The organism is Aeromonas sp. TS_SC_11, from assembly GCF_057318915.1.
Genome location: NZ_CM170470.1, coordinates 3,274,497 through 3,288,202, shown reverse-complemented (window position 1 = coordinate 3,288,202; position 13,706 = coordinate 3,274,497). Strand labels below are relative to the sequence as shown.

10 protein-coding genes are annotated in these 13,706 nt (G+C 60.9%); 6 read left to right on the top strand and 4 right to left on the bottom strand.

The features are described 5' to 3' along the window. Nucleotides 1–178 precede the first annotated feature (178 nt). Entirely contained in the window at nt 179–1,099 is a 921-nt protein-coding gene (gene pbpG, locus AC1P02_RS15285; RefSeq protein WP_005310945.1) for a D-alanyl-D-alanine endopeptidase, read from the top strand. Nucleotides 1,100–1,196: 97 nt separating this feature from the next. Here pbpG and AC1P02_RS15280 read toward each other — a convergent pair whose 3' ends face one another. After that, complete coding sequence (locus AC1P02_RS15280) at nt 1,197–2,582, bottom strand: tryptophanase (RefSeq protein WP_131730592.1); 1,386 nt, start codon at nt 2,580–2,582, stop codon at nt 1,197–1,199. A 454-nt stretch (nt 2,583–3,036) separates the two neighbouring features. Between AC1P02_RS15280 and AC1P02_RS15275 the strand changes: the two genes are divergently transcribed. The 3 genes from AC1P02_RS15275 (at nt 3,037) to AC1P02_RS15265 (ending at nt 6,104) form a co-directional block, all read left to right on the top strand. Continuing rightward, nucleotides 3,037–3,180 carry a DUF2256 domain-containing protein gene (locus AC1P02_RS15275; protein ID WP_017412211.1) on the top strand — a complete coding sequence of 48 codons (144 nt, stop codon included), beginning with the start codon at nt 3,037–3,039 and terminating at the stop codon, nt 3,178–3,180. Beyond that, nucleotides 3,180–4,700 (top strand): cryptochrome/photolyase family protein, encoded by a 1,521-nt coding sequence (locus tag AC1P02_RS15270; protein WP_485182595.1) that lies wholly within the window; start codon nt 3,180–3,182, stop codon nt 4,698–4,700. Before AC1P02_RS15275 ends, AC1P02_RS15270 begins: the two co-directional genes overlap by 1 nt. A gap of 150 nt (nt 4,701–4,850) precedes the next feature. Then, the gene (locus tag AC1P02_RS15265; protein ID WP_042467647.1) at nt 4,851–6,104 is read left to right on the top strand and encodes a D-amino acid dehydrogenase; all 1,254 of its coding nucleotides are present in this window, start codon (nt 4,851–4,853) and stop codon (nt 6,102–6,104) included. 79 nt (nt 6,105–6,183) lie between these two features. Here AC1P02_RS15265 and AC1P02_RS15260 read toward each other — a convergent pair whose 3' ends face one another. Then, nucleotides 6,184–6,864: a TetR/AcrR family transcriptional regulator gene (locus AC1P02_RS15260; RefSeq protein WP_461853570.1), complete on the bottom strand. Its 681-nt coding sequence runs from the start codon at nt 6,862–6,864 to the stop codon at nt 6,184–6,186. A gap of 179 nt (nt 6,865–7,043) precedes the next feature. Between AC1P02_RS15260 and AC1P02_RS15255 the strand changes: the two genes are divergently transcribed. Both AC1P02_RS15255 and AC1P02_RS15250 read left to right on the top strand, forming a co-directional pair. Continuing rightward, on the top strand, nt 7,044–8,975 hold the full coding sequence (locus AC1P02_RS15255) for an amidohydrolase (protein WP_485182594.1): 1,932 nt from the start codon (nt 7,044–7,046) through the stop codon (nt 8,973–8,975). Between the two features lie 215 nt (nt 8,976–9,190). Continuing rightward, nucleotides 9,191–10,357, top strand: a complete 1,167-nt coding sequence (locus AC1P02_RS15250; protein ID WP_485182593.1) for a glycosyltransferase family 9 protein — start codon at nt 9,191–9,193, stop codon at nt 10,355–10,357. 66 nt (nt 10,358–10,423) lie between these two features. On the opposite strand, the gene AC1P02_RS15245 is transcribed toward AC1P02_RS15250, so the two are convergent. Beyond that, the gene (locus AC1P02_RS15245; RefSeq protein ID WP_485182592.1) at nt 10,424–11,128 is read right to left on the bottom strand and encodes a substrate-binding periplasmic protein; all 705 of its coding nucleotides are present in this window, start codon (nt 11,126–11,128) and stop codon (nt 10,424–10,426) included. A gap of 252 nt (nt 11,129–11,380) precedes the next feature. Beyond that, on the bottom strand, nt 11,381–13,645 hold the full coding sequence (gene metE / locus AC1P02_RS15240) for a 5-methyltetrahydropteroyltriglutamate--homocysteine S-methyltransferase (protein ID WP_485182591.1): 2,265 nt from the start codon (nt 13,643–13,645) through the stop codon (nt 11,381–11,383). Between the last annotated feature and the right edge of the window lie 61 nt (nt 13,646–13,706).

The following is a 13,706-nucleotide window of genomic DNA, read 5'->3' as shown; positions in this document are numbered from 1 at the left end:
AGACCCATACATGACTCGATATTTCATGGAACTGGTCGCCATATAGCCCCGAACGTGGGTATATCAAGGCGCAAGGCCCCATAAAAATGAAATATCGGGCCGTTAAACGTTGTGAAGCGTCAATTACCGTCATATAACTAGCCAAATACCCCTGTCAGTCGTACGGAAGCGTCAAATCATGATTATTCGCCCTTTTCTTACCCTGTTGCTCGGTGCCTTCCTCGTTCCCGTCAGCATGGAGAGCGTCCAGGCCAACCCGTTTTCAGCAGCATCTCCCTCCCCCAATCGCTTTCTCGAACAACGCAGCGATCTGGCCCTGAGTTCGGCCTCCTTCGTGGTCGCCAACCCGCGCACCGGCGAGGTGCTCTCCGAGCGCAACGCCAACCGTGTGATGCCGATTGCCTCCATCACCAAATTGATGACGGCGCTGGTGGTGCTCGATGCCAATCAGCGTCTCTCCGAGACGCTCACCGTTACCATGGCCGATGTGGATCGCCTCAAGGGCACGGGTTCACGGTTGGCGGTAGGTTCACGCCTCAGCCGCGCCGACATGCTGCACATCGCCTTGATGTCGTCGGAAAACCGCGCCGCCTCGGCCCTGGCAAGACACTACCCGGGTGGGCAACGCGCCTTTATCGAAGCGATGAATGCCAAGGCCAGCATGCTTGGCATGTGGAGCACCCAGTTTGCAGACAGCACTGGCCTCAATCCGCGCAATGTCTCCAGCGCCCATGATCTGGCCAAGCTGGTGGCGGCCGCTTCGGCCTACCCGCTGATCCGGCAATACTCCGCCACAGAGCAGCGCATGGTACGCAATGGCAAGCGCCAGCTGCACTATCTCAACTCCAACCGACTGGTGCGCGAAGGCAGCTGGCTGGTCACCCTCTCCAAGACGGGCTACATCCGCGAGGCGGGTCGCTGTCTGGTGATGGCAACCCAGATCAACCGCGAACCGGTGATCCTGGTGCTGCTCAATGCCGATACCCCCAATGCCAGGGTGGCGGATGCCAAGCGTATCAAGTCCTGGCTGGAGAGCTCGGGTCGCACCAGCCTGACGGCTCAATCCAGCCCCCAGACCAAGTTGTTCAGCAGCCAGTAATCCGCGTCCATCCCAAAATGTAAAAAGCCCCCGCACCACTGGTGCGGGGGCTTTGCTGTTGGCGTGGCCAATGTACCGGTCAAGAAACCGGCCCTGTTTAGACCGGCTTGAGCCGGGCTGTGAAGTGGCGCAGCAGCGGCGGTTCATAGTCGAAGGTGAGACCGCGGATCTCGCTGGCCCTCGCCTTGACCGCTATGAGGCAATCAGCCACATAGTCCATGTGATCCCGGGTATAGACCCGGCGCGGAATGGTGAGACGCAATAGCTCGAAGTCCGCCGCCTCCTGCTTGCCGGTGGCCGGATCGCGCCCCAGCAGCAGTGAGCCTATCTCTACCCCGCGCACGCCCCCTTCCAGATAAAGCGCGCAGGCCAGGGCATGGGCCGGGAACTGCTCCCCCGGTATATGGGGCAGCAGCTTCTTGGCATCCACAAAGACAGCATGACCGCCGGTGGGCGTCTGGATTGGGATGCCCGCCTCGGCCAGCCGCTCGCCGAGATAAGCCACCTGACCGATGCGATAGGTCAGATACTCCTCGTCCATCCCTTCCCGCAGGCCGATGGCCAGCGCCGCCATGTCACGGCCGGCAAGACCGCCGTAGGTAACGAACCCCTCCATCGCCACGCAGCGTACCTGCACCGAGCGGAACAGGTCGAGATCCTCCTTGAAGCAGCAAAGACCGCCGATATTGACCAGCCCGTCCTTTTTGGCCGACATGGTGAACATGTCCCCCAGGGCAAACATCTGGTGCACTATCTCCTTGATGCTGCTCTTGGCGTAATCCGGGTCGCGCTCCTTGATAAACCAGGCGTTTTCGGCAAAGCGGGCGGCATCGATTACCACAGGAATATGGTGACGACGTGCAAGCTCGGAAACAGCCTGCATATTGCCCATGGAGACCGGCTGACCGCCAGCACTGTTGCAGGTGACAGTGATGATGACAGCGGCCACGTTGTCGGCCCCCAGTGTCTCTATGGTGTCGGTCAGGCGACCGAGATCGAAATCCCCCTTCCAGGCATAAGGCGCAGTGGTGTCGAGGGCCTTTGGTGTGAGCAGGTTGATGGCCCGCGCGCCCGCTAACTCTACATGGGCCTTGGTGGTGTCGAAGTGGTAGTTGGAGATGAAGACCGGCGCCTGGCCCTTGCAACGCTTGACCAGCTCGGGAAAGAGGATCTGCTCGGCCCCGCGCCCCTGGTGAGTGGGCATCACATGCTGGTAGCCAAACAACTCGCGCACTGTACGCTCCAGCTCGACGAAGTTGCGGCTGCCCGCATAGGCTTCATCCCCCATCATGATGCCGGCCCACTGGCGATCGGACATCGCGCCCGTGCCGCTGTCGGTCAGCAGATCGATATAGACATCTTCGGCCAGCAGCAGGAAGGGATTCCAGCCAGCGGCCTCAAGGGCGGCGCGGCGCTCGGCGCCAGTGGTCTGTTTGATGGGCTCGACCATCTTGATACGAAAGGGTTCGGGTATACGACGCATATAAGACTCCTCACCGGCGCGAGGCCAGTGTTGCAGACACATTGAAGTTCAAGAGGTTGTCAGAGGCGAGCTGCGCTCGCGCCAGGCATGGCAGGGTGTCAGCGGTGAGGAAAATCGAAGGTGAGAATAGGATCTCGGGTATACCAGTGGGCGAGCAGGCAAGCTGCCCGGGGCCTAGCTGTCATGACAGGCATCACTCCCCTCCGTATTGGTTGCAAACTGTGCCGGTGGCAAAGCATCTTGATTGCCAAGCAGTGCTGCCAACTGGCAGCCTCGCCACGTTAACGGCTAGTTAACGCGCAGACAACGGGTACGCTGACACGCTGTGCGCCTGCTCACAAAGTGCGCATGTGCGCGGCAAGCCAGGGTTGTAGATGATCCGCCCGCCCTCCTTGTTCGTTAAGCTCCCTACGCGTACCCCATATCAGTCATTACCCAAGGCCCGGAAGCCATCATGCATCGCAAACCCCATCTGCCCGAGAAAATATGCCCCGTCTGCCTGCGGCCCTTCGCCTGGCGACGCAAGTGGGCCCGCAACTGGCAGGAGGTTCGCTATTGCAGCGAGCGCTGTCGCCACCAGAAAGGAGCCAGGACCTGATGGAACTGCGTTTAATCCTCGGCGATCAACTCAACGCCAGTCACAGCTGGTTTCGTACCCCGGATCCCGACGTCTGCTATCTGCTGGCGGAGCTGCGCCAGGAGACCGACTACTGCCGCCACCATCGTCAGAAGGTGCTGGCCTTTTTCGCCGCCATGCGCGCCTTCGCCGCGGCCCTTACCAAGGCGGGTCACAGAGTCTGCTATCTCACCCTGGATGAAACCAGGCACTGGCCGAACCTGCCGGCCCTGCTCGATGCCCAGATTATCCACCACCAGGCCAGCCGCTTTGCCTGGCAGAGCCCGGATGAGTGGCGGCTGGCCACGCAGCTTGAACAGTGGGCCGCGGGGCTCGCCATGCCTGCCCATCAGGTCGACAGCGAACATTTCCTCACCCCGAGGGATGGCTGGCAGCGCTATCCCCATAGCCGGATGGAATTTTTCTACCGTGCTCTGCGCAAGCAATATGGTGTGTTGCTCGATGAAGGGGGCAAGCCCCTTGGCGGGCGCTGGAACTTTGACAGCGAAAACCGGGCCAAACTGCCCGGGCGCCAGCCCATCCCGGCCCCGCTCTTGTTTGCCAACGATGTGCAGGATATCGATGCCATGCTGTTGCATCACGGGGTGAACACTCTGGGCTCGGCCGATGCCAGCGCCCTCCCCTGGCCCATCACCCGACGCCAGAGCCGCGAACTGCTCGATCACTTTCTGACCCACTGCCTGCCCCACTTTGGCCGCTATCAGGATGCCCTGAGCGAGCGGGGCTGGAGCCTGTTTCACAGCCGCTTGTCGTTCTCCCTGAACAGCAAGATGCTCCATCCCCTCGAGGTGATCCGTGCGGCCGAAAACCACTGGCAGGCCAATCAGGCCACCATCTCGCTGGCACAGGTCGAAGGGTTTATCCGCCAGATCCTCGGCTGGCGCGAGTTTGTCCGCGCCCTCTACTGGGAGCGGATGCCCGAGCTTGGCGACACCAATTTTCTGGCCGCCAGCCGGCCACTGCCCGCCTACTTCTGGAGCGGAGAAACCCGCATGGCTTGCGTGGGGCACGCTATCCGGCAATCTCTGGAACACGGCTACGCCCATCATATCCAGCGGCTCATGGTGACAGGCAACTTTGCCCTGCTGGCGGGTGTAGACCCGGACGAGGTCGATGAGTGGTATCTGGGGATCTACGTGGATGCCATCGAGTGGGTGGAGCTGCCCAACACCCGAGGCATGAGCCAGTTTGCCGATGGCGGCCTGATGGGCAGCAAGCCCTACGCCAGCAGCGGCGCTTATCTGGATCGGATGGGTCACTACTGCAAAGGGTGTCACTATGACGTCAAGGCCCGCAGCGGTGACACCAGTTGCCCGTTCAACAGCCTCTACTGGCACTTTTTATGGCGCAATCGGGACAAGCTTGGCAACAATCCTCGCCTCGCTCTCCCTTATGCCAACTGGGATGGTCAAACGGAAGTGCAGCAGCAGGCCACCCTGACAACCGCGGCCCATCATCTGATCCATATCGAGCAGCTTTGATGCCACAGTTAATGCCATCAAACCAGCCAATTCCGACATTGAAAACCAGTTAAATAATTGTAACCAGATGTATATTCCGATTATATCTATACCAGTTGAATATCCTGTGGCGGCTGATTATGGTGATGGCCCCAGTCAAGGAGAGACAAGATGGACATAGTGGTACTCGGTGGTGGCGTGGTCGGTGTGACCAGCGCCTGGTATCTGGCCAAAGCGGGCCACAAGGTGACCCTGCTGGAGCGACGGGACGGGGTGGCGCTGGAGACCAGCCATGCCAACGCCGGCCAGATCTCCCCCGGCTATGCGGCGCCCTGGGCGGCGCCCGGCATTCCCCTCAAGGCCGCCAAATGGCTGCTGCAAAAACATGCGCCTTTCACGGTGCGCCCGACCTCGGATCCTTTCCAGCTGCGCTGGATGCTGAAGATGTTCGCCAACTGCACCCCGGCAGCCTATGCCACCAACAAGGGACGCATGGTGCGCCTCGCCGAATACAGCCGCGACTGCATGAAGACGCTGCGAGACGAGCTGGCCCTGGACTACGAAGGACGCCAGCTCGGCACCTTGCAGCTGTTTCGAAGCCAGGCCCAGCTTGATGCCAGCAAACGGGATATCGAGGTGCTGGAAGAGTATGGCGTCCCCTATCAGTCACTGGATGCCAGTGGTTGTGAAGGGGTTGAACCGGCATTGGCACGGGTACGTGGCAAGATAGTGGGCGGCCTGCGCCTGCCGGGAGATGAAACCGGCGACTGTTTCCGCTTCACCAAGGCACTGGCCGCCGAGGCGCAAAAACTCGGGGTGGAATTTGTCTTCAACTGCGCCATCGACGAGATTGAGCTCTCTCTGGGGCGCGCCGTGGCGGTGCGGGCCGGTGAGCAGCGTTTCAAGGCCGATGCCATCGTCTGCGCGCTGGGCAGCTATGCTACCGGCTTCCTTCGTCCGCTTGGGATCGATCTGCCCGTCTATCCGGTCAAAGGTTACTCCCTGACCCTGCCCATGACAGATGCCGATGCGGCGCCCCGCAGTACAGTGCTGGATGAAACCTACAAGGTGGCCATCACCCGCTTTAACGAGCGGATCCGGGTCGGTGGCATGGCGGAGCTGTCGGGCTTCAATCTGGCACTCAATCCCAAGCGTTACGACACCCTGGCCATGGTGGTGGGGGATCTTTTCCCAGAAGGGGGCGATATCAGCCGCGCCGAGTTCTGGACCGGACTGCGACCCATGACACCGGACGGCACTCCTCTGGTGGGGCCAAGCCCGGTGCCCGGACTCTGGCTCAACACAGGCCACGGCACCCTGGGCTGGACCATGGCAGCCGGCTCGGGTCAGCTGCTGAGCGATCTGATCAGCGGCAGCTCGACGGCCATCAGCGACGAGGGGCTTACCCTGGCCCGCTACGGGTAAGCCTGCGTCCGTCACGACCGTCGGCCAGACACACAAAAGAGGGAGTGCATGGTCACTCCCTCTTTGCATTTAGCCACTATCAGTCAGCGGCCTTGACCATCAAACCCGGCATGGCCTGCCACACCCTGGCGGGGTCTGGCTCGGCAATGGCCGCCGCCACCAGCTGTTCCAGCCACTGGCGATGCAATAGCCACATCTGCGGCCCCTCTCTTCCCTGCTCCTTGGCGCACTGCTTCACCACATCTGCCGTCCGGTAGAGGTATCGCACCAGAGCGCTCAATTCGGGCTCGGGCCAACGGCAACCGAAATGGCGCAGCCGCTCGGACCAGAATGCCACTTGACCTCGTTCATGCTCACACTCCAGCTCATGCAGTGCCGGCACCAGGTCCATCGCCTGCCACAAGGCGCCATAGCCGACGAAGCGGGTATCCAGCTCATCCAGCGCCTGATCCAGCAGTTGCAAGGTTTGTGGCCAGCTGCTGGCCTCCTGGCGGATCACTTCCTGCGCCGCGCATACGGCCGCCAGCCAGTCCATGGCCAACCGGCAGATGATGGCCTCCTTGTTGGGAAAGAGATGATAGAGCGACTTGATCCCTACCCCGGCTCGCGCCGCTATGGCGTTGGTATTGATTGCCAGAAATCCCTGCTCCTGCAACAGCGCCAGAGTGGCCTGCTCTATCCGGGTCACCGTCTCCTGACTGCGCTGCTGCCTGGGCTGGCGCCGCATACAGAGATCGGTGGGCAATGGCGGTTCTGACATGGGTACTCCCTCACCTTGGTCACCAAGCATGGTTTTATAACTGCATGATGAAACAAGGAAAATATAAGTCAAAAAGAATATTTTCAGTAATTGCTGGCATTTATCCCGGAAGCTGCAATAAACAGAGGTGCTCATATTTGCAGTAAAAACTGCATTCTAACCAGGGAGAGCAATCGCATATGGATGGCAAGCAACAAGGTTTTACACTGAGCGCGGCGCTGCTGCTGATGGCCGGACTGCTGACCGGCTGCAACCAGGAGAGCACGGAACCAACAGCGCAACGAACCCTCTATCTAAACGGCAAGATCCACACTCAGGATGGGCAACGCAGGGTCACCGAGGCCATGGTGGTTGCCGATGGCAAGTTTCTCTACGTGGGTACACTGCAAGGGGCCAAGGCCTATCAGACGGTCGGCAGTCAGTCGGTGGATCTGAAAGGCCGGATGGTATTGCCCGGTCTGCACGACAACCATATCCATCTGCTCGGCACAGTGGCACTGGATATGTGCGATCTCGATGGTCAGAGCGTCACGCTGGATCAGCTGGCGGACAAGATAAAAACATGTCTGCCCCGTTATGCCCCGGGCAAGGGAAGCTGGCTGGTGGTCAATCAGTGGTCCCCCTACGACGGCAATACGCCGACGGCGACCCATGCCACCCTGCTGGCCGCGCTGGATGTCGCGGCGCCAGACAATCCGGTGGTGCTCTTTGGGGTCGATGGTCATGCCAGTGCCTACAACTCGCAAGCGCTGGCCAGTGCGCAGGATCAGGATGGCAATACAGTGGGTTTCAACGATGTGACTCTGGCACCGGGGGGCGTGTTTGCACATTTTCAGCCCTACGTTGACCTGACCAGTGGCGTGATCAGGGAGGGGGCTCGCAGCGCCATTCCTGTGCCGGAAACCACAGTGCTCAACGCCAGCGATGAACAGGCGGCAGCAGAGTATGACAAGATATTGCCTGCGGTCTCTTCCTTGATGGCCTCCCGTGGCATAACCGGGATCCAGGATGCCTGCGCCACCGATTTCATCCGCCAGCGCCTGCTCAACATGCAGAAGCGTGGATTGCTGCACATGCGCGTCACTGCCGCCACCTGTTTTCACCAGGATGACTACAGCGGCAAGCTGGATATTGCCGGCCACCTCGCCAAGGCCAGCAAGGTCAGGAGCGCCTTTGCCGACAATCCGTTGATCAAGGCCGATGCAGTGAAGATCTTCCTCGATGGCGTGCTGGAAGGAGATCCCTTCACCACACCGCCTTTTCTGCCCAATGCAGGCATGCTGGAAAACTACCAGCACCCCCATCTGACCATGGATCTTGCTACCGAGCAGGTGACCATCACCGCCAACAGCGAGGATGCTGGCAGCAACGGCATCGTCAATTACCGGGATGCCGACCTCAAGGACTATGTCACCGCCCTCGATAACGCGGGTTTCAGCATTCATATGCACAGCATCGGCGATCGCAGCACCCGGGTCGGACTGGATGCCTTGCAGGCCGCCCGTACCAGCAATGGTGACAAGGGGATCCCCCATACCCTTGCCCATCTGCAGGTTGTCCACCCTGACGATCAAAAAAGGCTGGGGGAGCTGGGGCTTTATCTCACCTTCACCTACGCCTGGACCACGCCCCAGATAGCCTATGACATGCTGGTCACTCCCTTCATCCAGCCGACCAGAGCAGGACAATCCTTGAGCGAGGCACTGTATGACCCCCTCGGCTACCTGCACGATGCGCTCTATCCGGTCGAGAATGCTCGCAAGGCGGGTGCCATCCTGGTGGCGGGCAGCGATGCACCTGTGGACAGCCGGGACCCCCGCCCCTTCGTCAACATGGCAGCCGGGATCGCCAAAGCGGCGGGCGATGGCGAGGATTACCGCCCCCATCAACGCACCTCCCTCGCCGAAATACTGGCGGCCTATACCATCAATGGGGCCAAGGCAGTACGCCAGCAAGCCGTCACAGGATCCATCGAGACAGGCAAGTCCGCCGATTTCATCGTGCTGGACAGGGATCTGTTCGCTCTGGTCGAGGCCGGCACACCGGCCAGGATAGCCGAGACCGAGGTCGAGCTGACTGTCTTCAAGGGGAAAACCGTCTACGCTCGCTGAGCCATCAAGACCCCTGCTGTGAACCATGCAGGCGGCAGGCCTTTCCAACGCCAGAGAGCAGGAGCAGCCCAGGCTGCTCTTTTTATTGCGTCAGATGAACGTCTCTTTGGCTCGCGAGATACCGCCCTTTTTCTTCCTCTTTTCCTCCTCTCTTAACACTGGCTTAAGGATCCCCTGTCACCTTGCAGCCATTGTCATGAACGGAGCCACCCTGTATGAGCACCCTCAGAGATGCCCTGCGTCGTTTCGACGGTCAGCGCCGTTGCTGGACGGCCGGGCTTGAGCGATCCCTCCTCGCCTGGCTTGCCAGACGAGGCAAGCTGCCGGCCTCAAACCAGCCACCCCAACGGATCCTCATCATCCGCAGCACCAACCGGATCGGCAACAATCTGTTCCTGCTGCCGTTTTTGCAACAGGTACGCCGCGCCCATCCTTTTGCCGAGATAGAACTGGTGTGCAGCGGTGGACTACTGCCTCCCTTTCTTGGCGACAAGCAGTTGCAGCGCATCCATCCGATCAGGTTGCAGGGCAAGCACCTTATCCCGGCCCTGCCCCGGTTGTGGCATCTGCGTCGCCAACGCTATGACAGTGTCTATGTGCCTTTTGCCTCCAGCACGGATCACCTGATCGCCGCCTGGGTACGGGCCAGCGAGAAGGTGGGTTTTGACGATGCCAGGGGCGATGTGCTGTTTGACCGGCTGATCGCGCCCGACACTCACTGCCACTACGCTCACCAACCGTTGCAGCTGCTGGGCATGCACGCCAGCCAGGCCGATCAGATTGAACTGGGTAGCCAGCTACATGCCGCCTGCCCCCACCTGACAGCGCTGGCACAGGCTCATCCCGGCCGCCCCCTCATCGGCTTTTTCACCGGCGCACGCAAGGGCAAGGGGCTCTCCCTTCCCCAATGGCAGCGGCTGCTCGGGGATCTGCGCCGCCACAGCCCGGATGCCCTGCTGATCCAGCTCACGGATCCTGCCTCCCCTTTGCCGCCGCTTGGCGACATGCAGGTATCCCTTCACACCTTAAGCGAACTGACCCGCTTCACCGGCGGCCTCACCCTCTTTGTCAGCTGCGACACAGGCCCCCTTCATCTGGCCGCCGCCAGCGGTGTGCCTTGCCTCGGGCTCTTTACCCAGACAGATCCCGCGCGCTACGGCTGCCTCGGGGCCCGGCACCTCAACCAAGTGGTCGACGATCGCAATGCCATTGCCCTCGATGCCCACTGGCTTGCCGAGACGCTGGCGCGCCAGCAAACACCTAGGGAGCGGCAAGCCCCTCTCTCTCACGTGCAGTACCAACAAGCATCCAGGGCTCTCTTGCTGGACGGCACCGGGTTGCCCCTTGGCGTTAAAACGGGCGGCCAGAGCCAGCCGTTTTAACGCCAGGACCCGGAGAACATGAAAAGAAACAATGACTCGGCGGGGTATCCCCCCCGCTATGATGCCTTATCGATAGCGGGCTTCGATGAGGGCCAGCTGGCCACTCTGGCGCAGCATGACCAGGACGCGGGAGAACTCGGCGGCCCGGCGGTGGAAAGGAGACGTATTGGCGATGCAGAGGGTCAGCGGGGTCAATCCCAGCTGGAGCGGCACCTCGACTATCTGTCCGGTCAGCCCCAGCTGGCTGAGCTTGAAGTTGGCCACTATGGAGTCGGTGAACATCAGATCGCCCCGACCGGCCGAGAGCATCTTGAAGACGTTATCCACATTCATGGTCAGATGGACCTTGAATCCCGCCAGATTCTCCTTGCCCCAGCCATTGCCGATATAGTCGAGAATGGTAAACCCCTTGAGATCGGCCAGGGATTTTGCCTGCTGGATCTGCGCCATCCCAGGGTGTCCTGCCTGGGTGAACACCGTCAGTGCAGAGAAGGCGATCAGCTCCTCGACTATCCGGGTATAACCCCGTCGCTCCAGGGTCGGCACAGTGACAAAACCGTCGGCCTGGCCGGAACGTACCCGCTTCTGGGCCCGCAGCCAGGGATACCCCTCGTGGCTCACCTTGATATCCAGTTCGCTGGCAACCCTGTCCATCACATCCACCATGATGCCCCGCATCTTGCCCTGCTCGTCCCGCCAGGAGTAGGGGGCAAAATCATCGAAATAGACCATTTTGAGCACAGGAACAGGCGCTGCCTGCGAGCAGGTCATCAACAACAGCGCCCATAGACACCCGATCCAGACTCCTGGTTTCATCTTTTCCAGCCCCATCGACATCAGCCTGACCTGAGCCTAGTGCAAGCAGGCCGGGTGCGGGCAAGCGGCAACAAAAACAGAGGGAAGGCTTGCGCCTTCCCTCTTTCGTTATGCCCGTTCTCTTTGGTTATGTGCAGATCTGTTCTTTGGTCTGCACGCTAGATTTCCACTCTGATTTGCTCGCTTGGATTTGCACGCTTGCCGGGATCAGGCCAGCTCGGTCCGCAGCGCCTTGGTGGCATCGACCATCACCTTGAGTGCGGCTTCCGTCTCTTCCCAGCCCCGGGTCTTGAGGCCGCAATCCGGGTTGACCCAGAGCCGATCGGCCGGGATCTGCTTGGCTGCCTTGCGGATCAGATCCTCAATCCAGCCCTGGCTCGGCACATTCGGCGAGTGGATGTCATACACGCCCGGACCGATCTCGTTGGGGTAGTTGAAGCGCTCGAACGCTTCAAGCAACTGCATCTGGCTGCGGCTGGTCTCTATGGTGATCACGTCCGCATCCAACGCAGCCACAGCCTCTATGATGAGGTTGAAATCGCTATAACACATGTGGGTGTGGATCTGGGTGCTGTCCACCACAGGGCTTGCGCTCAGGCGGAAGGCGCGCACCGCCCAGTCCAGATATGCTTGGTGATCCTGCTTGCGCAGGGGCAGCCCTTCACGGATCGCAGGCTCGTCGATCTGGATGATCTTGATGCCGGCGGCTTCCAGATCCGCCACCTCGTCACGAATGGCCAGGCCAATTTGCAGGGCGGACTGCTCGCGGCTCACGTCTTCCCGCGGGAAGGACCAGCAGAGAATGGTCACGGGCCCGGTCAGCATCCCCTTGACCGGCTTGTCGGTCAGACTCTGGGCAAACTTGGTCCATTCGAGGGTCATGGGGGTCGGGCGGTCGATATCCGTGGTGATCACCGGCGGCTTGACGCAGCGGGAGCCATAGCTCTGTACCCAGCCGAAGCGGGTGATAGCAAAGCCGTCCAGCAGCTCGCCGAAATACTCCACCATGTCGTTGCGCTCGGCCTCGCCATGCACCAGCACGTCCAGCCCGATGGCTTCCTGGCGCTCGATCGCATCCTTGATCTGGGCCTGAATGCCCGCCTCGTAAGCACTGTCGTCGATGCGGCCCGCCCGCCACTCCTGACGCAGCCCCCGAATTTCCGAGGTCTGCGGGAATGAGCCAATGGTGGTGGTAGGCAGCAGCGGCAGCTTGAGATCATTGCGCTGCGCCTGCGCCCGTACCGGATAGGCGCTCTGGCGATCGAAGTCGCTGTTGGTCAGGCTGGCCAGACGAGACTGCACCGCTTTCTTGTGGACCCGGCTATCGGATTCCCGATCCACGATGGGCTGACTGTAAGCGGTGATCTTGTCCAGATCCCCTCCGTCCAAGTAGTCAGAGAGCAGCCCCAGCTCGTAGCACTTTTGCAGGGCGAAGGCGAACCAGCTGCGGGTCTGGGGATCCAGCTCGTGCTCCAGGGTCAAGTCCACCGGGCTGTGCAACAAGGAACAAGAAGAGGCAACCCAGAGCCGCTCGCCGAGCTTCTCTTTCAATGCTTTCAGCGTCGGCGCCAGCTTGGCCAGGTTGGCACGCCAGACGTTGCGACCATTGATCACCCCGGCTGAGAGGACCCACTGGGCCGGCAAGTGCGGGACCAGGGTCTCCAGCTGCTCGGGGGCGGCCACCAGATCCAGGTGCAGACCATCCACCTTCAGGCTGGTGATGATGTCGCGCTGATGGGCCACTGAGCCGAAATAGGTGGTGAGCAGCAGCTTGCAGGGGCCGCTCAAGCGCTCATAGGCGTTGAGGTAGGCCAGGCGCCACTCATCCGGCAGGTCCAGCGCCAGGGCGGGCTCGTCGATCTGCACCCACTCCACCCCTTGCGCGGCCAGCTTGGCCAGTATCTCCTGATAGACGATCAGCAGGCGGTCGAGCAGTTCAAGGCGAGAGAAGCCGCTCTCTTTCTCCTTGCCAAGCCACAGATAGGAGACGGGCCCCAGCAGCACGGCCTTGACCGGCAGCCCCAGCGCCTTGGCCTCTTCCACTTCGTCAAACAGTTGGCTCCAGCCCAGCTTGAAGCGCTGATCGCGGCTGAACTCGGGTACCAGATAGTGGTAGTTGGTATTGAACCATTTGGTCATCTCGGCGGCGGCGGCAGATGGGCCGGTCGGCGCACGGCCACGGGCCACCCGGAACAGGGTGTCGAGATCGGTATCCCCATGGCGGTGGCGGGCAGGCACGGCGTCCACCAGCAAACTGGTGCCGAGCACTTGGTCGTACCAGGCAAAATCCCCCACCGGCAGCAGGTTGACCCCGGCGGTGCGCTGGGCCTGCCAGTGGCGCTCACGCAGGCTCTTGCCCACAGCGACCAGCTCGGCCTGAGTGGTCTCGCCACGCCAGTAGGATTCGAGGGCAAATTTCAGCTCGCGCTTGGCGCCGATACGGGGGAAGCCCAGTGTGTGTGCTCGTGTCATAGGTCCAATTCCTTATGCTCATTCATCTGATGGGAAACTGGATGATTTAGCCATCCAGATG